Below are 17433 nucleotides of genomic sequence, written 5' to 3' on the forward strand. Positions count from 1 at the left end.
CAGCACCTTGTAGAGGTCGTCGAAAGACGGCAGCCCTAATGGGTGGGATCCTCGAAGCTGGGGGCTGTCACCAATTCCCAAATGCCACACCAACGTGTGGCATTTTTTCTTTCAGGTCGCCGAAGTCCGAAACAAACTTCAGGCCGTAGCCTAGCCGCCTCCCTCGGTGTCGGTACGCGTGGCCTTTTAGGATCTGTGCGTAGCTTGGTTCGGCGAAGCCGTATGGGCTGAAGTGCAAGGCGAAGAACATGCTTGAAGCCACGGCGTCAGCGACTTGTAGACCGGCCAACTGAGCGTGTGCAGCTGCTCTTATTCTTGTCGTGTCGACGGTTGGCCAATGGATATTGACCTGCCCAGATGCGGATTGAACCCTCAATAAATCGATGTACTGCTTAAGGTCTTCGTAAGACATCGCAGCCCGATCTGAAAAAATAAATTCCACACACCCATCGCCGTCGCCATCTTTTGGGTTATCGCGGCATAACCATGAAACGCGCTCGAGAAGAAGTCTGGTGAGGTAATGATACAGCATGCTTTTTTGCTGCTGAAATTTTTCGGGGTCTGGAATATCCGGCTTGTAGCTGATTATGGTTATTGTGCGAAATGGATATTTCGCAAGGGTGTTGACGTATGCAACACGATGCTCGTGTCTCAGATCCCTAAAGTGCAATGCTTTTTTTGCGTCTTTATTTAATAGAATTCGGCTCTCTTTGAGCGCCTCTACTGGCGCAAGACGCGCGCTTGATCTGAATACTGCAGCGGAAAGAACAAACCACCGGGAGCTACCCTTGTGATCTGGCAAAAAAGTAAAGCCCTCATCCCCTGATTCATCGATATAAGCGGTAAAACTCGCCGATGTCATCGTGGGTCCGCGATTAAATCAACATGCAAGGTTCATGACTCCCGCCGGTCCAGCAGGGCGGCTAACGATTTCCGCTGCTCGTCTGACGACCGTGCTAGATGCTCCAGCGCGGCCGTTGCCTTCTTTTGCTCCGCCAATAGCTCGCGCAGGATCGGCTTGGTGCCAAAGATGGCGAACGGCAAGATGATCCAGACCACGGCAAGCACCAGGCACAGGATGAAGACCACGGGGCCGAAAAAGGCGAACAGTGGAACGCCTGCAGTTGGATCAGTCATCACATCTTCTTTCCGTTCCAGCACCAAACAACCCGGCCGTGAATTTCGACCTGGTGGTCGCCATTCAGCACATCGACCGTCTTCACATTGACGTTGTCGCTACTAATCTCGAACGAGCCGTCCATGCGCTGACGGACCCGTTTGATATAGATCCGGTCGTTGGCCTCCATAACGTAGACACCGTCGACCTTCGGATCCTTTACCCCAACATCGACAAGCAGGATGTCGCCGTCTACGAAGGTCGGGTCCATGGAGTCACCGTAACCGTGGATGAACCGCAAGTTTTTCAGGTCAGTCGGCTTGACGTGCTGCTGTGCCCACTGCGGCGAGACGGTCAGCCGGCCGCGGACAACATCACTCGGCAATGAATCCGACCCAGGACCCATTGAACCTGACTGCGCCAAGACGGGGATGCTGAGTTCTTCGAACCCAGGCAGGAATTGGGCAACAGGCGCTGCATCAGGAAATTCACGGAATGACTGCCGCTGCATCTGCCACTGTGGGTAGCGGTCCAATCCCCAATGCTCGGGACCAACAACGTCTTGGAAGTACTCCCATAGAGCCGGCAGCTTGTCTTTGCCGATGGTCCCCTTGTTCATCCAGTCCTGGATTGATGGCGGCTTCACGTCGAAAGCAAGCGCGAGCGCGCGCTGGGTCACGCCCTTTTTTTGGATGGCCTCACGAATGGCGACGCCTAGTTCTTTGCCAGTAAGCATTGCCTTACTGTCTCAGGTGAAATATCGATAAGGCAATGCCTTGACTAAGTAAGGCGACGCCTTATCATGTCGGTCATGAGCACAACCGCAATCAAAGCCGCCGCTGCAGTCGTTCTCGGCCAGGCCGCGCTGGCCCGCATCCTTGACGTCAAGCCGCCTACCGTCAACCAATGGGCGAACGGCGAGCGCCGCATCCCCGACGACAAGTGCCCGCCTACTGAGCGCGCCACCGACGGCAAGGTGACGTGCGAAGAATTGCGGCCTGACCTCAAGTGGGTCCGCGTTCAGGACGCCGGCTGGCCGCACCCATGCGGTCGACCCCTTCTCGATTTCGCGCAAGCCACCCCCGCCGAGCCCGCCAGAGCAGAGGGCTGAGCGATGGGCCCCGCCGTTGCCTTCTTCGCAAGCCTGGCCATTGGCCTGCTGCTCGGCCTGGGTCTGGGCTGTTTTGCCGGCTTGGCCATCTTCCTTTTTGCGCGCGGTGTAAGCCGCGTTGAAGGCTGAGTCGTGGCCCAGAAGCCAGTCCAGCGCCTCCGCTGCTTCTTCGTGCGCGGTGAGCCATCCCTTTCCACGCCGCCCGCCTGACGTGCCGCACCCCACCAATTTCTGCAAACCCTTTGCACCTGAAAGCAAGCCATGTATTCCGACCCAACTTTGATCCGCAAGCATTTCGTGAAGCTGAGCCTCAGCGACCGCGAGGCGGCGCTGGTCGAGGCCCTGTGCGCCTACACCGGCGAACAGAAAGCGGCGCTCATTCGAGAGATGGTTTTGCGCAAGGCTGAAGAGGTGTTGCATGTGGGCAATTCTGGTCAGTACGGCTCCGATTTGCGAGGCGCTGGACAGTCACTCATAGCGGCCTGAAGAGGCACTCGTTGGTCTCTTCTCGCCACCTCTTCGGCATCTCTGCAGCCACTTTCCGGTAACTCCTTTTGAACTCAAAAGAGACCCTTATGGCACTCACTGAACGTGAGCTTGCGCAGGTCCAACGTGTGGCTCAAGAGCGCGGCGTGACCGTGGAGGTGGCCGCATCAGACCTTTTCCATGAAGCCATGGCTCAGCGCTTCCGTCGGGGTTTGGGCCGAGGTCCTGCCAAGGTCTATCCAATTAAGGACGGGAGTTCGACATGACCACCCACCAAATGCAACTCGGCATGAGCCTGCCCATCCCAATGGACGCTGCGCATGCCGCTGGTGTTGTCGGCGCCACCCTGGCCGCAGAGAAGGCCGAGGGCATCTGCCCGAACTTCGCCGAGCGCGCCTACCGCTTCGTCCTCGACTACATCGCGGAGCACGGCCCCATCTCCGGCGAACTGGTGACCCTGGCCTGCGTGGCGGCCGGCATCGATCCTGGCGAGCGCCGGGCTTTCGGTTCTATCTACGCGCGCGCCCTGCGTGAAAAGGAAGTTCGCGTCGTGGGCTCGGTTCAACGCATGTTCGGCCACGGCACGGCCGGCGGCAGCATCTACGCGAGGAACGGCGCTTGAGCGACTGCCCCGCACCGCTAACCCCTGCCGGCTGCACCCTGCAGGACTTTCCGCACACGCCGCTGTTCCGCGCGCGCCTGTTCGGCTCATCGTTCCATGCCCAGGCCACCGATGGCGAATGGCGTGCGGGCGTGACTCTATGGCTGAAGTCGTGGGACCAGGTGCCAGCAGGCAGCCTGCCGGACAACGACATCGAACTGTGCCGCCTGGCCGAACTGGCGCGCGACACCAAGACCTGGAAAAAGCTGAAGGTAGGTGCGCTGCGCGGCTGGGTGCTGTGCAGCGATGGACGCCTGTATCACCCGGTGGTGGCCGAAGGCATCAACAACGCCATCGAGAAGAAGGCAGCCCAACGTGCCAAGACCGGAAAGGCCCGCCTCGCAGCGCTCGAAAAGCGCCTGAAGGATGCCAAGACAGACGCCGAGCGGTCGCATGTTGCAGATGAGATCAGGAAGCTTCAACAGACCCTGTCACAGACTTCAAAAGAGCCTGTCACAGACCTTGCGACTGAATCCAAGAGAAGAGAAGGAGAAGGGAAGGAGAAGGGAAATAGTTCCGTATCTGACGATACGGACGGCGGGGCGCCGTCACCAACCCCACCGGCACCGCCTCCGCCAGCCCTACCCCCGGCACCCACGCCAGCCCCCAAGCCGCCCAAGACGCCGGAGGAGTTGGCGAAGGCCGAACTCTGGCGCGCCGCCGTTTCGCTGCTGGACGGGCAGGGCATGCCGGAGCCACAGGCCCGAGCCTTCATCGGAAAACTGGTGAAGGACCACCCCCACGGCGACACGGTGATGACCGCCATCCGCAACGCCGTCGCCGAGCAGCCGGCCGATGCCCGCTCGTGGCTCACCGCGACCTGCCAGCACCTCGCCGGCGAGCGTCGCCAACCCAACAAGCAGGAGGCCCTGGAGGCGCGCGGCCAAGCCGTGGTCGACGCCTGGGCGAACCAAGGAGCAGTCGATGCAGCAGCGTGAAAAGGCCGCGTTCGGCCAACTGGTCAAAGACGTCATGGCGTACTACCGCCAGGACACGAGCGGCTTCCTGCTCGACACCTGGTGGGGCGCCTGCCAAGGCTTTGCGCTGGAGCAGGTGAAGACCGCCATGCAGCGGCACGCCACCGATGCGGAACACGGCCAGTTTGCCCCGAAGGTGGCGGACGTCGTGCGCATCCTGGCCGGCACGGCGACGGACCGCGCCGCGCTGGCCTGGGGTAAGACCCACGACGCCATGGCTCGTGTCGGCGCGTACACCGATGTCGTGTTCGATGACCCGGCGATCCATGCCGCGGTAGAGGACCTGGGCGGCTGGCCGAAGCTGTGCCGCACAGAGATTGCCGAACTGAGCTACCTGCAGCACCGGTTCCAGCAGTCCCACCGTGCCTACACCGAGCGCCGTGATTTCGACTACCCGCGCCGACTGCCGGGTGACCGCTCGCCGGACCACGAATACGAAAAGAAGGGCATTCCGCTGCCGCGCCCAGCGCTGATCGGGGATCCGGACCGGTGCCGCGTGGTCTACCAAGGCGGCGGCGCCGCGAAGACCGCCATCACCTACACGTCGGTCGCCGACTTGGCCATGCGTGGCCTGCCAACGCTTGGAGGCCGGCAGTGAAGGTGGTGGTCCCGCTCAAAACCGGAACCGGCCAGAACGACCGCGAGCATTTCCGCGCCCGGGCCCGCCGCGTGAAGCACGAGCGCCTGGGCGTTGCCTGGATGCTGGCCGTGCACAAACCGCCCGCCGGCCCGGTCACCGTGACGTTGTGCCGCGTATCGCCGGGCAATGGTCTGGACGCCCACGACAACCTGCCCGCCAGCCTGAAGGGGCCAGTCGACCAGGTGGCTGAGTGGCTGGGCCGCGACGACCGCGATCCGTCCATCACCTGGAAATACGACCAGCGCCGCGGCAAGCCCGGCGAATGGAAAGTGGAAATCGAGGTGACGCCGTGAGCGACATCACCCTTGTTCGCCAGGAAGCAATCGAGATCAGCGAGGCCGACCGCGCCATCGCCCGCCGGGTGATCTTCGGAATCATCGACGGCTTGGGCGAGACCGGCCGGCGCCAGTGGCGCGGCCTCTGGAATCGCATCTTCAAGCTGGAGCCGGGCGAGATGGTCGACATCAAGACCCACCAGGCCCGGCTGGGCTGGTTCCACCGCAAGCACATGGCGCTGGAGCAGGCCGTGTTCGAAGGACAGGAAAAGTTCGAGGCCTTCGAATCCTTCCGCACATGGCTGAAGGTCGGCAGCGGTTTTGTGGATTGGTTCCCGGGACCAAAGGGCGGGGTCATTCCCGTGCCGAGGTCGATCAGCTATTCGAAGTTGGAGCAGGGCGAGATGGAGGTTTTCCACCGGGCCGCCGTTGAGTTCCTCCGCACCGAACACGCCGGCAAGACGCTGTGGCGCCACCTCACGCCGGCTCAGCGTATCGAGTCCATCGAGACGATCTTGGGGAGTTTCCGCGAATGAGCTTCAAGCGCCCATCAGCCCGCGTACGCCAGGTCGATGAACCCGGTCGCCTATCCATCGCTTTCACGCCCGCCCAGCGTCGAGCCGTGTTTGGCCCGGCAGCGCTGCGGGCTCAGCCCAAAACCGTCGCACGCCGCAACCCGCATCTCCTGGCCATGGCACGCGGCCGCGCGTGTCTGCTGCAGGTGCCAGGCGTCTGTAACGGTGATCGCGAAACCACCGTCGCGTGCCATTCCAACCTGGCCGAGCACGAGAAGGGCGGCCACCGCAAAGCCGACGACTGCTACTCGGTCTGGGGCTGCGCCCGCTGCCACACCTGGCTCGACAGCAGCTACAGCGCCACCGGCGCCGAGCGCGAGGCCGCCTTCATGGCCGCCCACCTTCGCCAGGTGAACGTGTGGCGGCTGCTGGTCACCCTGCAAACGATTCCTGAAGCCGACCGCCGCGCCGCGCAGTGGGCGCTAGACAACCTCAACGCCACGCCCGTGGCCCTGGACCTCCTATGACCACTGCCCGCACCATGTCCTTCGCATCGGACAGCGCACAGGAAAAGCTCTGCACGATCTTGGCCGCGCTGGAGTCGCGCGACCTCGAGGCCCTGGAGTTGGCCAACACGCTTGGAGTGAGCCGGCGGCTGATCTACCTGTACCTGCATCACCTGCAAGACACCAAGCGCATTCGGGTTGCCAGAACGCTGATGCGGCAGGGTCGGGTGACCGCCGTCTACGCGCTTCTCGATGCTCCACGCGAGACTGTGCAGTCGCTCGCGGTGCAGCCTTGGCAGATGCCTACCCCCGAGGCGGTGGCTGCCGTGCGCCGGCGCCTGCTAGCGCAGCACAGCGCCAAGCCGCGGCCTGCACAACGGCACGCCTTTGACAGGATGCTGTTCGGTGAGGCCGGCGCCTGATGGATTGCGAAGACTGCGCTCAGGCCGCCCGCGAGCAGTGGGACTGCTACTCCAGCGGCTGCGCCGGCTGCGAAAAACGCATGGTCGACGCCATAGCGGCGGCACGCGCGGACGAAGGTCCGGCCGAGGAGTGCCCATCGTGAAAGTCCGCGGCCGGATGGTTATGCGCTCCTCCCTAGCATCGGCATTGCTCCGCAAAAGGACGGGCAGGATGTTCTTTGATAGCCGGCAACTCGCGTTCGATTTCGTCACCCAGGTGGAGGAGGAACGCGCGCCGGCCGCCGCAGCACAAACGCACGACGACAGCCACGACGAATGGGCCTCGGCTCCATCCATCCGCCGCATCGTCAGCGCCGCAGCCGTGAAGCGCGAGAAGTGCAGGGCGCCAGCATCGGTGTTCGATCTGGCTCACCGCCCGGTCACCGTGAAGCTGGAAGGGCACGACACCCGGGCCGTGATCTACCGCACCACCACGCACGACGGCGTGACCCGCTGCGTCAGCGTCCGCGAGCAAGACACCCAGGAGTGGCAGGAGAAGGAGCAGGCCCGCCGGGCTCGCCAGCGACCACCGCGCCCAACCAAACAACGATTCAAGATGAGGAACAGCCGGGTATGGGCCGACGAACCGAAATAAGGGCAGGGCAGAGCCGCCCGCGTCCTCCCGCATCCCTCATGGACAACCTCTACACCGCGCTGGCCCCGGCCCCTGAGGTGCTGGAGTGGATCACCCGCGAGGTGTTGAACGAGGGCGGTTCGATCTACAACCCCGACCACCGCCACATACTCGATGCCGACCTGCAGGTGCTGTGGGCCAACGGTGGTTTCGCCAAGCAGGGCCGATCCGTCATCGGTCAGACCGAGCAGGTCATGTTCCGCGCCGGCGGCTGGCAGAAGGCCCGCCAGGAGCAGCAGATGCGGGAATGGTTCGGCGACACGCCCACCTTCTTGATCACCTTCGACGGCCGGTACGCCCAAGAATGCACCGACACCGACTGGTGCGCGCTGGTCGAGCATGAGCTGTTCCACCTGGCTCACCTGAAGGATGCGTTCGGCGCTCCGTCGTTCACCAAGGACGGCCTTCCTAAGATCGGGCTCCAAGGCCACGATGTCGAGGAATTCGTTGCGGTGGTCCGCCGGTACGGTGTCGGTGATCCCAACGGCGCGATCGCGCAACTGGCAGCCGCAGCCAGGGGCATGCCTGAGGTCAGCCGCTCATCCATCGCTGGGGCATGCGGCACTTGCCTGCTGCGATCCGCGTAGGGCGACGGAAGGGATACATGGCCGTTCTCACCGAAGACGCAAAAATCACGCTGGTTCAGTCGCTGGCGTGCTTCGACACGCCCACCCAGGCCGCGGAGGCTGTATCCCAAGCGCATGGCATCAAGATCGAGCGCATGCAGGCGGGAAAGTACGACCCGACGAAGCCCGGCGGCAAAGGTCTCAGCCCGAAGCTGAAGGCGCTTTTCGAGGCGACCCGTGAAAAGTTTCTCGCCGACGCCAGTGTGATTCCCATCGCCCAGCAGGCTTTCCGGCTCCGTGTGCTGCAACGTATGCTCGCCAAGGCCGAGGAGCGCGGCAACATGGCCCTGGCTTCCCAGCTGCTCGAGCAGGCCGCCAAGGAATACGGCGGCGCGTTCACGAATCGGCGGGAGCTGACCGGCAAGGGCGGCGGTCCGATCCAGCAGGCCAACCTTACGCCGGCCGAGTTCGCCGAGACAGCGCGCCGCATCGCTGCTGAGGTGTGAGGCGCGAATTCACGGCCGGCGAATCGCTGGCGGCGGCCGAGATGGCGCGCCAGGATCTTTACTTCTTCAGCCGGTGGATGTTCCTGCGACGCAAGGGCTTCACATGGCGGCGGGCCAGGCACCACAAACTGATCTGCGACGCACTGATGCGGGTGTTCCGTGGCGAGTGCAAGCGCCTGGTGATCAACGTCCCGCCGCGGTATTCCAAGACCGAACTGGCAGTGGTGAACTTCATCGCCTGGGCGTTCGGCAAAGTGCCGGATTCCGAGTTCATCCACGCCAGCTACAGCGCCGACCTGGCCATCAACAACAGCGCGGGCGTACGCGGTGTGGTGCAGCACGAGGTCTACGCGGAAATCTTCCCCGAGGTGGAACTGGCCACCGATGCGCGCCACCACTGGAAGACGACGAAGGGCGGCGTGATGTACGCAGCCGGCACCGGCGGCACGATCACGGGCTTCGGCGCCGGCAAACACCGTGAAGGTTTCGGTGGGGCAATCATCATCGACGACCCGCACAAGGCTGATGAGGCGCGCTCGGACGTCATGCGTCAGAACGTCATCGACTGGTTCCAGAACACACTGGAGAGCCGGAAGAACAGCCCCCAGACGCCCATCATCGTGATCATGCAGCGCCTGCACGAAGGCGACCTGGCCGGGTGGCTGCTGGGAGAGGAGCCAGGCGTCAAGGCCGGGGGGAACGGCGAGGTCTGGGAGCATGTATGCCTACCGGTGTGGAATGAGGACGGCACACCGCTCTGGCCGGAGACACACAGCGCCGACGTGCTGCGCGCCATGGAGAAGGCCGCGCCCTATGTGTTCGCCGGCCAGTACCGGCAGAGCCCTGCGCCACCCGAAGGCGGGGTGATCAAGCCCGACCTGATGACGGTGGTCGACGTCATTCCGCCGGGCGTGGTGGAGTGGTGCCGCGGCTGGGACCTGGGCGCATCAGCATCCGGCGACTTCACCGCAGGGGTGAAGGTGGGGCGCATGCAGGACGGGCGATACGTCATCGGCCACGCTGTCCGCGAGCAGTTCGAAACCCACCAGCGGGACATGCTCATCAAGAACACGGCCACCAGCGACGGCCGGGCGCTGAAGCAGAGCATTCCGCAGGATCCAGGGCAGGCCGGTAAGAGTCAGGTGCTAGCGTTCGCCAAGCTGCTGGCTGGGCATGCGGTGCACTTCAGCCCGGAGTCGGGCGACAAGGTGACCCGGGCCACGCCGCTCGCCAGCCAGATCAATGCCGGCGCGGTACTGCTGTTGAAGGGAGGGTGGAACCAACATTTCATTGATGAGTGCCGGCTATTTCCGAACGGGAAATACGACGACCAGGTGGATGGGGCGGCAAGGGCGTTTAACGCGCTGCTACATCCCGCGGCCGGAATATTTATGTAAAACAGTATCTCCTATATATATTTGCACCGCGGCAGCAATAGGTGATGACTTTTGTGGTGGCGTGAAATGCTCACCTTCAACAGTGACTATAAGCTCTTTCATATCTGCGTATGTTCGGGATTCTTCAAACTTGTGAGTATGAACTATGGTTTTTTCACTGTTTCCAAGAAACATGTTTTTGTACTTTTGCGAAAAAACGATGTCTCTCGGTAGTAAAATCTGCGCGATGAAGCCATCCATGTATATTCTTGCGCGAGTGTAAGGCTTTTCCTTTGGCCCATCTAGGTCATCCACTTCAAAGTGCTCGATTATTGGCGTTCTGTTGAAGTTTGGGCCGCGTGTGCTGCATTGGTAAAGAAAAACTGGAAATTCATCTGGCGATCCAGGATCTTTTTTAATCAATTTATCCCTGATGCTCTCCTCTTCGCTAGGCAATAGCTTGAAATCTTTAAATTCTGGTCGTTTGCTTGCGGATGCTCTCCATAATATGCTAAGCAAAAATAGACGAAGTTCGACCTGTTTGCTGAATATGAGAACGCGCGGGCCGTCTGTTATGGGGAGTTGATCCCACTTCGTGGCCACTAACGCATTCGCAAGCGGATCCCAGCCGCTCCAGACCAGGTTGAGTTCGCGAAGTATCTCAATGCCGTGAGTGTCAAATCTTTCAAGAATTGACTCGCCTTCGGCTGTACAGAGTTGATCGTCATACCATGTGTCCAAGCGTTGTGATTTTCCCCCGCCTATTCTTGCTTGAATGATTTTGGATCCGTTTGTGGATATTTTGGTGAGTGCTCTCGGTAAAATGTGCGACTTCACATATTTGCCCGATTGTTTTGTTAGAGCGCAGAAGCCGAGTCGGTAGTCATCGCTTTTGGTTGACATGGTGGTTATTAAGTTGATTAGCAAAAGTTCTGGCTCCGTAGCATCGGAGTTTATGAGCAAACTAACTGTCAATGAGCATGATGTGATCCGCGCCCGCGAGAGCGCGCTTGCCGTTTGGGGCAGTCTCGACGCCAAACGCCCAACGGCATGGGCCCAGTACGGATATAGGACCGATCTCACCTTCACGGACTTTAAGCAGGCCTATGACCGAGGCGGCGCGGCCCACGGTGCCGTCCACCGCCTGCTCGATGGCTGCTGGCAAAAGCTGCCCCGCATCAAGCAGCCCAATGCCGACAAAGAGACGCCGTGGGAGACGGCGGTGGGCAAGGTCCTTCGCTCTATCAAAGGCTGGCAGAAGCTGCGTGACCTGGACCGCCGCAACCTGGTCGGCAGGTACTCCGCGCTGATTTACCGCATGGCCGACAGCCAGCCTCTTAGCGCGCCGCTGGTGACTGCTTCAAAGCTGGTCGACCTGATCCCGGTGTTCGAAGACCAGATCAAGGTGACGAAGTGGGATGAGGATGAAAACTCCGACCGCTACGGCCAGCCGGTCACGTACCAATACCTCACGCGTCCCATCGGCGCCGTCGACACCCAGGCCCAGCCGGCGACCTGGCGCGACGTCCACCACACCCGCGTGCAGATACTGGCCGAGGGCAGCGTGGGTGACATGTTCGAAGGCGTACCGCTGCTGCGGGCCGGCTTCAACAACCTTGTCGACATCGAGAAGCTCAGCGGCGGCGGGGCTGAGTCGGCGTTGAAGAACAGTGCCCGGACCATCGTCTTCAAGTACGACGCCAATTCGACGGTCCAGCCCATCACCACGGCCAACCCGGACGGCAGCGTTTCCACGCAGTCGGTGCGCGAGGTCCATGAGTCGCAGACCCGTTCCCTGAACCGCAATCAGGATTCATCCATCGTGCTGCAGGGCGGCGAGGCCACCACGCTGCAGACCATCGTATCGGACCTGTCGCCACAGTTCGAGATCGCGGCCAATCTGTTTGCCGCGTCGATCCGGGTGCCCTTCACCATCCTTTTCGGCCAGCAGACAGGCCGCCTGGCCAGCGACGAAGACAAGGCCGACTTCGGTGCGCGGTGTGCATCGCGGCAGGCCAACGACCTGACGCCCATGCTGGAAGAGTTCATCCGGCGCATGCAGGCCGCCGGGGTGATCGATGCCGGCGACTTCGAAGTGGAATGGCCGCCGGTGAATGCTCCGAGCGACCTGGACAAGCTGACCAACCTGGGCAAGGCCACGGCCGCCATGCAGCAGGCATTCCAGGCGGGCCTCTCGGAGCCATTGTTTGACGCAAATGAGTTGCGGCAAATGGTCGGCTTCGAACCTCGCGCCGATGACGGCATGCCGGAGGAGGGCGACCCTGATCCGGAAGACCCGGCAGCCAATCCCGCCGCCGACCCGAAGGGCGCCACGAAGACCAGACCGTGAGCGAGCGCGTCCGAAATCCAGTAATCCCGGGCAACCCACGCGAGCGCACCGGCAGCAGCGGCATCCTCCGCCGCAGCCTGGCCGAGATCAACCGCCGGTGGCGTGGCCTGCAGGTTGACGTGCTTGCGGTTTTCGAGCGGATCCCGGTCTACCAGATGAACGAGGACGACAAGGGGTCGGAGACGTTGCCCCCGGTGCGCTACGGCGCCACGCCCCAGGTGCTGAACCAGACCACGGCTGACCTGCAGGCGGCGCTCGATCGGTGGGTGCTGGATGGCCGCCAGGCCGATTACGTCGCCTGGTGGGATGTCTATGCGCAAGAGGCTGCCCAGCTGGGCACGGCGCAGACGGTCGCCAACCTGACCCAGCTGTCAGCCAGTTACGCCGCCACGCGGACGCTGCAGTCGGTGGTGTTCAGCCAGCCCTACCGCAACCGCGCCGAGATCGCCCGCACGCTGGCCCGCGAGCACTGGACCGGCCTGTCCAGCAAGGCCCGCACCGACCTGGCCGGCGTCATCGGCCGCGCTGTGGTGGATGGGAAGAACCCGAAAGCCGTGCGCTCGGAAATCATGCAGGTGCTGGACGTGTCGAAGTCGCGGGCGGCCTTGTATGCCCAGACTGAAATCACCGGCACGCTGCGCGAGGCGCGCTGGGCGGAAGCAGACGACGCGGAGGCCGAGCTGGGCATCAAGACCGCCATGCTGTGGACGTCGGCGCTGATCCCGACCACCCGTGCATGGCATGCCAGCCGCAACGGCAAGACCTTCAGCACTGCCGAGGTGCGTGCCTTCTATGCCACCAACGGCAACCGCTACCGGTGCCACTGCGCGCAGACCGAGGCGCTGCTGGATGCCGGCGGCGAGCCTATTCTCACGAAGGCGCTGCAGTCGGCTATGGCGAACGAACTAAGAGCCTGGAAAAAAATATAAATTCATCATCCTTTCTTTAGCGCCAATAGATATTTGTCTGTAAGCTCGTCTTTATCAATTTTTGATATCAAATATCCATTTGCGAACAATTCTTTGACGCGATTGATGGCCAATTCTGCCAATGCTTTAAATGCTGGATTTCCGATGGTTGTATATGGAGCCGCGCCCCATCCGCCATTCCATGGGGCTGGCGGATGGGCTACCAAGAAATCGCCCTGACTATCGAATGCATAACGTCGATACGGTCCTTTGCCGTTCGCCCCCCGATCTACAACACTTGCGTCATGGATCATTGCATTGCGCAGCCCGTATAGCGCCTTTGCATCGTCTGACTGCCAATGAATGCCGGCAAAATGGTGTAGCGCTCTTTTGATTGCGGGTGTTTTGGATTCGGTGATTTGCTCGCAAGTTGGGTTTTCGTATGTCGACCCCAACTGGTCTAATATTGCAAAGGTGGCCAGGATCGGTGTAATGACGTTATTGCGTCTCACGTTGATGTGGCGTAATTCTGCTAATGTGGTGCCCAGCGTGGAAAGTATCAAACCATCGGCACAGGCAAACGGTGACACGGTATGAAGATGGATCCATATCAAGTCGTTGAATGAGAGGTCGACCCAATTTGTTTTGTGGATGTCAGCCGGGGTGTAAGGCATAAAAGATTTTTAGCGGGAACACTCCCTAGCATAGCCATGCATCTCCACAAGGGGCATGCACATGGCAGGCAAGAATCAGAAGCGGGTCCACATCCGAAGCGTCGTCAACGCGGCAAACGTTTCCAAGACGGACAAGAACTACACGATCCGCGATGTTTGCGGCGCCACGGACGACATAGTGATGAACCGCCGGCTTTACCCGGCCGCCGAGCTGGCGACGGGCGCACCCAGCTTGTCCGGCAAGCCGGCGCCGGCCGGCCACCCGAAGAACGCCGCCGGTCAGCACATCAGCGCGGCTAACGGTGAAGCCCTGGCCTCGGCCTGGATCGGCGCGTACTGCACCAACGTGCGCCACGAAGCCGGCCGCACCCTCACCGATGTGATCGTGAACGCCGAGCAGGCCCAGGCATCCGCCGCCGGCCGGTCGCTGATCGAGCGCCTGGATGCCGCCATTGCCGGCACCAACGCCGAGCCCATCCACGTCAGCACCGGCGTGCTGCTGCGCGAGGTTGCCGCCAACGGCGAGAGCCGTGGCAAGAAGTACGACTCGATTGCCACGGAACTCCAGTACGACCACCTGGCCATCCTGCTCAACGAGTCAGGCGCCGGCACGCCAGGCGAGGGCGTCGGCATGTTCCTGAATTCCGCCGGCCAGCCCGAAGAGGTCGAGACGGTCGAGGTGAACGCCGCGCCGGATGACCTCCGCGGCAAGGGCTTGGCCGGCTGGCTTTACAAGCTGCTCGGCAACGGCTCCGAACTGTCTTTCGAGCAGATTGACACCGGCCTGCGCAACCTGCTGCCAGACGGCGGCTGGCCGCGCGAGGTCTATGCCCGCGAGTTCGTGTGGACTGACCGCGAAGGAAACCTGTGGAAGCAGGGCTATGCGGTCTCCGCAGACGGCTCCCTAGCATTTGTCGGCGAGGCCATGGCGGTGAAACGCAAGGTCGATTACGTCCCCATCACCAACTCCCAAGAGGATGACCAAGTGAAAGAAACCATCATCGCCGCGCTCAATCAGGCCGGCATCAGCGGTGTCGCGGCGATGACCGACGCGCAACTGCTCGCTTCGTATGAGGCCGTGAAGGCCAAGCCTCACGTTGACGCGCTCAACGCTGAGAAAGAAAAGCTGGTCGCGGCCAACAGCCAGATCGCTGGCTTCGAAGCTGACAAGGCCAAGGTCGAGAACGCGGAGCGTGATGCCCTCGCAAACAAGCTCGCCGTCAACTCCTCGCTGACCGCTGACGACTTCAAGGCCATGCCCCTGGCGCGCCTGAAGGAACTGGACGCCAAGGCCGCACCGGTGGTGATCGGCAACAGCGCGAAGAACTCGGCCAGCGAGTTCGACGCCTACGACATGAACAAAGTGGAGGCCTAAGCCATGAACCGTGTTTTCCGTTCCGGCAGCGGCGTGCCGCGCCCCCGCACCATCTCCGACAAGACCGTTTCGGGTGCGCTCCTGCCCGGCACCGCCGTCTTCATCGGTGCCACCCAGCTGACCCAGGCGACCGCCGTCAGCGGTGGTCGCCTCGCCATCCTGGGTGATCGCGACTTCTACGCTTCCGGCGGCATCGGCCTGGCCACCTCGCCGTTGCTAACCCCGTACGCATCGGGTGAGACCGGCATCGCCTACCTGCCCAAGCCGGACGACGAGTACGCCATGGCCCTGGCCGCCGGCACCTACACCACCGGCCAGGAACTGACCGTTGCCGCTGCTGGCCGCCTGGCCGCTGCTGTCTCCGGAAACATCGTGGTTGCCCACTACGACCAGGCCGGCAAGACCGTCGCCGCTGGTGAGCTGGCCGATGTGGTCATCACCAACTTCTACACCAAGGCCTAAGGGGTCAACATGCTCAAGTTCACCGAAGACCAACAGGCCCGAATCAGGGCCGCCCGTGTCAGCTTCAACGCCCGGGCGGTAGCCATGGCCGCCAACGCTGCCATGCACATCGAAGGCAACTCGCTGGCGATCCCGCTGGACGCATGGCGCCGGATCGATACCCGCGCGCAGATGCTGGCGCGCAGCCGCCTGCCGATCTTCAATAAGCTCGCCCAGGCCAGCACGATCCCGGTCAGCATCGCCGACCTGGTGAACTACTACCCGCAGATGGGCGACTCGGGCGAAGTGCTGGTGTCGATGGACGGCCGCAACGCTGCCAAGGCCGACACCCCGGAGATGACCTTCGCCGGCACCCCGGTGCCCATCCTGACGTCGAACAGCCGCATCGGCTGGCGCCAGATGGAAGTCATGCGCAAGGGCGGCGGCATGTTCGACACCGCGGCCATCGGCAACAACCAGCGTCGTATCGCCGAGAAGATGGAAGACATGGTGCTGAACGGCCTGTCGAGCATCAACGTCGGCGGCAACACCATTTACGGCCTGCGCAACCTGCCGACCCGCAACGCATTCACCCACGGCTTCACGCTGGCGACCGCCACCGGGGCGCAGTGGCTGACCATGGTGAAACAGGCAATTGCCCAGGCGCTGGGCGACAACCAATACGGCCAGATCACCCTGTTCGTGAACCAGGGCGACTACACGGCCGCAGACACCACCGATTACGCCACCAACTACAGCGGCACGATCCTGGAGCGTCTGCGCGCCATCAGCCAGATCAAGGAAATCCTGCCGGCTTCGTCGCTGCCGGTGAACGAGCTGATCGGCATCGTGGATCTGGATGCGGGCGAGTGGGGCGGCATCCTGTCGGCCATGCCGCTCACCACCCGGCCCAAGACCCGGATCGAGCCGGAAGACGATTACGTGTTCGGCGTGATCGCTGCAGCTGCGCCGCAGTTCCGCAGCGACTTCGCCGGCCAGTCGGCCTTCATCCACGGCACCCAGGCTTAAGGAGCGCGCCATGCTGTACGAAATCAAGTTTCTGAAGGCTCCTTGGCCTGCTGGCGCCAAGGTGGGCGATGTGGTCGATATGCCCTACCTGCCTGCCTGGGCGCAGGGCAAGTGCAGCATCGCTCCGGATGGTGCTCGGGCGACCGTCGAGTTTCCGGAGCCAGTTGCGCCGGACGGGGTGAATCGACCGCCGACCGGTGCCAGCCAAGCGCTGCCGACCATTGAAGCGATCGCTGCCGACATTGCCGACCTCCGCGAAAAGCTGGCTGCTGCTGAGCAGGCGAAGGACGATCTGCAGCTGCAACTGCAGGGCGCCGCCGAAGCCTTTAACGAAATGTCGGAGGCCCGTGGTGCGGCGGAAAAGGAGGCGGCTGACCTCCGCGAGAAGCTGGCTGCTGCTGAGGCTGCTGCAGTCGATGCGGCAGCCAACGGCAACACGACTGCGAAGAAGAAATGATCACGGCCACGCAGGCGCAGGCGTATCTGAGCGACTCGCTCGGCGTCAGCGTGCCGTCTTTCATCGTGGACGCGGCAGTGGCAACCGTTGCCACGGTCGAGCAGCGCATGGTCGACGCCGGCTACGACGCCACCAGGCGCCTGCTGATCCAGACCTATGCGGTGGCCATCATCGCGGCGGCTGGCGCACCCCGGCGCATCGCTTCACAGGGCGCTCCCTCCGGCGCTTCGCAGAGTTTCAAAAACTTCGACAACAGCCTGACCCAGCTGCGCCGCACGCTAGCAGGCCTCGACACCGCCGGCATCACCGGCCCACTGGTCGGCGCTGATCCAGCAACCAACACTCTTTTCATGGTGGTCTGCTGACCG

Annotated in this window: 27 protein-coding genes; 22 read left to right on the forward strand and 5 right to left on the reverse strand. The window is 62.3% G+C overall.

Features of this window, described 5'->3' with window-relative positions; translation table 11 throughout:
- Positions 1 to 67: 67 nt before the first annotated feature.
- The 3 genes from AC3ANW_RS06395 to AC3ANW_RS06405 are packed head-to-tail and all read right to left on the reverse strand — an operon-like array spanning position 68 to position 1853.
- Positions 68 to 862 (reverse strand): DUF3800 domain-containing protein, encoded by a 795-nt coding sequence (locus AC3ANW_RS06395; RefSeq protein ID WP_488344354.1) that lies wholly within the window; start codon positions 860 to 862, stop codon positions 68 to 70.
- 32 nt (positions 863 to 894) lie between these two features.
- Complete coding sequence (locus tag AC3ANW_RS06400) at positions 895 to 1137, reverse strand: hypothetical protein (RefSeq protein WP_488344355.1); 243 nt, start codon at positions 1135 to 1137, stop codon at positions 895 to 897.
- A complete protein-coding gene (locus AC3ANW_RS06405) occupies positions 1137 to 1853 on the reverse strand; it encodes a LexA family transcriptional regulator (RefSeq protein ID WP_488344356.1) in 717 nt (238 codons plus the stop codon). The genes AC3ANW_RS06400 and AC3ANW_RS06405 overlap by 1 nt, the downstream gene beginning before the upstream one ends.
- Positions 1854 to 1919: 66 nt before the next feature.
- Between AC3ANW_RS06405 and AC3ANW_RS06410 the strand changes: the two genes are divergently transcribed.
- The 15 genes from AC3ANW_RS06410 (at position 1920) to terL (ending at position 9852) form a co-directional block, all read left to right on the forward strand.
- The gene (locus tag AC3ANW_RS06410) at positions 1920 to 2228 is read left to right on the forward strand and encodes a YdaS family helix-turn-helix protein (RefSeq protein ID WP_488344357.1); all 309 of its coding nucleotides are present in this window, start codon (positions 1920 to 1922) and stop codon (positions 2226 to 2228) included.
- Positions 2229 to 2231: 3 nt separating this feature from the next.
- Positions 2232 to 2357 carry a hypothetical protein gene (locus AC3ANW_RS06415; protein ID WP_488344358.1) on the forward strand — a complete coding sequence of 42 codons (126 nt, stop codon included), beginning with the start codon at positions 2232 to 2234 and terminating at the stop codon, positions 2355 to 2357.
- Between the two features lie 132 nt (positions 2358 to 2489).
- Positions 2490 to 2714 (forward strand): hypothetical protein, encoded by a 225-nt coding sequence (locus AC3ANW_RS06420; RefSeq protein ID WP_488344359.1) that lies wholly within the window; start codon positions 2490 to 2492, stop codon positions 2712 to 2714.
- Between the two features lie 262 nt (positions 2715 to 2976).
- Positions 2977 to 3336 carry a hypothetical protein gene (locus tag AC3ANW_RS06425; RefSeq protein WP_488344360.1) on the forward strand — a complete coding sequence of 120 codons (360 nt, stop codon included), beginning with the start codon at positions 2977 to 2979 and terminating at the stop codon, positions 3334 to 3336.
- Complete coding sequence (locus AC3ANW_RS06430; RefSeq protein WP_488344361.1) at positions 3333 to 4313, forward strand: hypothetical protein; 981 nt, start codon at positions 3333 to 3335, stop codon at positions 4311 to 4313. Before AC3ANW_RS06425 ends, AC3ANW_RS06430 begins: the two co-directional genes overlap by 4 nt.
- The gene (locus AC3ANW_RS06435; protein WP_488344362.1) at positions 4300 to 4950 is read left to right on the forward strand and encodes a DUF6475 domain-containing protein; all 651 of its coding nucleotides are present in this window, start codon (positions 4300 to 4302) and stop codon (positions 4948 to 4950) included. The genes AC3ANW_RS06430 and AC3ANW_RS06435 overlap by 14 nt, the downstream gene beginning before the upstream one ends.
- Positions 4947 to 5285, forward strand: coding sequence for a hypothetical protein (locus AC3ANW_RS06440; protein WP_488344363.1), 339 nt, complete (start codon positions 4947 to 4949; stop codon positions 5283 to 5285). The genes AC3ANW_RS06435 and AC3ANW_RS06440 overlap by 4 nt, the downstream gene beginning before the upstream one ends.
- Positions 5282 to 5803 carry a DUF1367 family protein gene (locus AC3ANW_RS06445; RefSeq protein ID WP_488344364.1) on the forward strand — a complete coding sequence of 174 codons (522 nt, stop codon included), beginning with the start codon at positions 5282 to 5284 and terminating at the stop codon, positions 5801 to 5803. Before AC3ANW_RS06440 ends, AC3ANW_RS06445 begins: the two co-directional genes overlap by 4 nt.
- Positions 5800 to 6309 carry a nuclease domain-containing protein gene (locus AC3ANW_RS06450; RefSeq protein WP_488344365.1) on the forward strand — a complete coding sequence of 170 codons (510 nt, stop codon included), beginning with the start codon at positions 5800 to 5802 and terminating at the stop codon, positions 6307 to 6309. The genes AC3ANW_RS06445 and AC3ANW_RS06450 overlap by 4 nt, the downstream gene beginning before the upstream one ends.
- Positions 6306 to 6710, forward strand: coding sequence for a hypothetical protein (locus tag AC3ANW_RS06455; protein WP_488344366.1), 405 nt, complete (start codon positions 6306 to 6308; stop codon positions 6708 to 6710). Before AC3ANW_RS06450 ends, AC3ANW_RS06455 begins: the two co-directional genes overlap by 4 nt.
- Positions 6710 to 6853, forward strand: a complete 144-nt coding sequence (locus tag AC3ANW_RS06460; protein WP_488344367.1) for a hypothetical protein — start codon at positions 6710 to 6712, stop codon at positions 6851 to 6853. The genes AC3ANW_RS06455 and AC3ANW_RS06460 overlap by 1 nt, the downstream gene beginning before the upstream one ends.
- Before the next feature lie 68 nt (positions 6854 to 6921).
- Complete coding sequence (locus AC3ANW_RS06465; RefSeq protein WP_488344368.1) at positions 6922 to 7344, forward strand: hypothetical protein; 423 nt, start codon at positions 6922 to 6924, stop codon at positions 7342 to 7344.
- A gap of 38 nt (positions 7345 to 7382) precedes the next feature.
- Positions 7383 to 7970, forward strand: a complete 588-nt coding sequence (locus AC3ANW_RS06470; RefSeq protein ID WP_488344369.1) for a putative metallopeptidase — start codon at positions 7383 to 7385, stop codon at positions 7968 to 7970.
- Between the two features lie 17 nt (positions 7971 to 7987).
- Positions 7988 to 8455, forward strand: coding sequence for a DUF2280 domain-containing protein (locus AC3ANW_RS06475; RefSeq protein WP_488344370.1), 468 nt, complete (start codon positions 7988 to 7990; stop codon positions 8453 to 8455).
- A complete protein-coding gene (gene terL / locus AC3ANW_RS06480) occupies positions 8452 to 9852 on the forward strand; it encodes a phage terminase large subunit (RefSeq protein ID WP_488344371.1) in 1401 nt (466 codons plus the stop codon). Before AC3ANW_RS06475 ends, terL begins: the two co-directional genes overlap by 4 nt.
- Here the strand turns inward: terL and AC3ANW_RS06485 are convergent.
- Entirely contained in the window at positions 9823 to 10734 is a 912-nt protein-coding gene (locus tag AC3ANW_RS06485; RefSeq protein ID WP_488344372.1) for a hypothetical protein, read from the reverse strand. The two genes, terL and AC3ANW_RS06485, sit on opposite strands and share 30 nt — an antisense overlap.
- Positions 10735 to 10786: 52 nt before the next feature.
- On the opposite strand from AC3ANW_RS06485, the gene AC3ANW_RS06490 reads away from it, so the two are divergent.
- The gene (locus tag AC3ANW_RS06490) at positions 10787 to 12181 is read left to right on the forward strand and encodes an anti-CBASS protein Acb1 family protein (RefSeq protein WP_488344373.1); all 1395 of its coding nucleotides are present in this window, start codon (positions 10787 to 10789) and stop codon (positions 12179 to 12181) included.
- Positions 12178 to 13110, forward strand: a complete 933-nt coding sequence (locus AC3ANW_RS06495; protein WP_488344374.1) for a phage minor head protein — start codon at positions 12178 to 12180, stop codon at positions 13108 to 13110. Before AC3ANW_RS06490 ends, AC3ANW_RS06495 begins: the two co-directional genes overlap by 4 nt.
- A 5-nt stretch (positions 13111 to 13115) precedes the next feature.
- Here AC3ANW_RS06495 and AC3ANW_RS06500 read toward each other — a convergent pair whose 3' ends face one another.
- Positions 13116 to 13763 carry a hypothetical protein gene (locus tag AC3ANW_RS06500; RefSeq protein ID WP_488344375.1) on the reverse strand — a complete coding sequence of 216 codons (648 nt, stop codon included), beginning with the start codon at positions 13761 to 13763 and terminating at the stop codon, positions 13116 to 13118.
- Positions 13764 to 13824: 61 nt separating this feature from the next.
- Here AC3ANW_RS06500 and AC3ANW_RS06505 point away from each other — a divergent pair, with 61 nt between their 5' ends.
- Genes AC3ANW_RS06505 through AC3ANW_RS06525 form a run of 5 tightly spaced genes read left to right on the forward strand, consistent with a single transcriptional unit; the run spans position 13825 to position 17430 of the window.
- Complete coding sequence (locus AC3ANW_RS06505; RefSeq protein ID WP_488344376.1) at positions 13825 to 15138, forward strand: hypothetical protein; 1314 nt, start codon at positions 13825 to 13827, stop codon at positions 15136 to 15138.
- A 3-nt stretch (positions 15139 to 15141) separates the two neighbouring features.
- On the forward strand, positions 15142 to 15600 hold the full coding sequence (locus AC3ANW_RS06510) for a hypothetical protein (RefSeq protein ID WP_488344377.1): 459 nt from the start codon (positions 15142 to 15144) through the stop codon (positions 15598 to 15600).
- A gap of 9 nt (positions 15601 to 15609) precedes the next feature.
- Positions 15610 to 16608: a major capsid protein gene (locus AC3ANW_RS06515; RefSeq protein WP_488344378.1), complete on the forward strand. Its 999-nt coding sequence runs from the start codon at positions 15610 to 15612 to the stop codon at positions 16606 to 16608.
- Between the two features lie 10 nt (positions 16609 to 16618).
- Positions 16619 to 17065 carry a hypothetical protein gene (locus AC3ANW_RS06520; protein ID WP_488344379.1) on the forward strand — a complete coding sequence of 149 codons (447 nt, stop codon included), beginning with the start codon at positions 16619 to 16621 and terminating at the stop codon, positions 17063 to 17065.
- Positions 17062 to 17430 carry a DUF7370 family protein gene (locus AC3ANW_RS06525; protein ID WP_488344380.1) on the forward strand — a complete coding sequence of 123 codons (369 nt, stop codon included), beginning with the start codon at positions 17062 to 17064 and terminating at the stop codon, positions 17428 to 17430. The genes AC3ANW_RS06520 and AC3ANW_RS06525 overlap by 4 nt, the downstream gene beginning before the upstream one ends.
- The last annotated feature ends 3 nt before the right edge of the window (positions 17431 to 17433 follow it).

The organism is Xylophilus sp. PBN-3R (assembly GCF_057747805.1).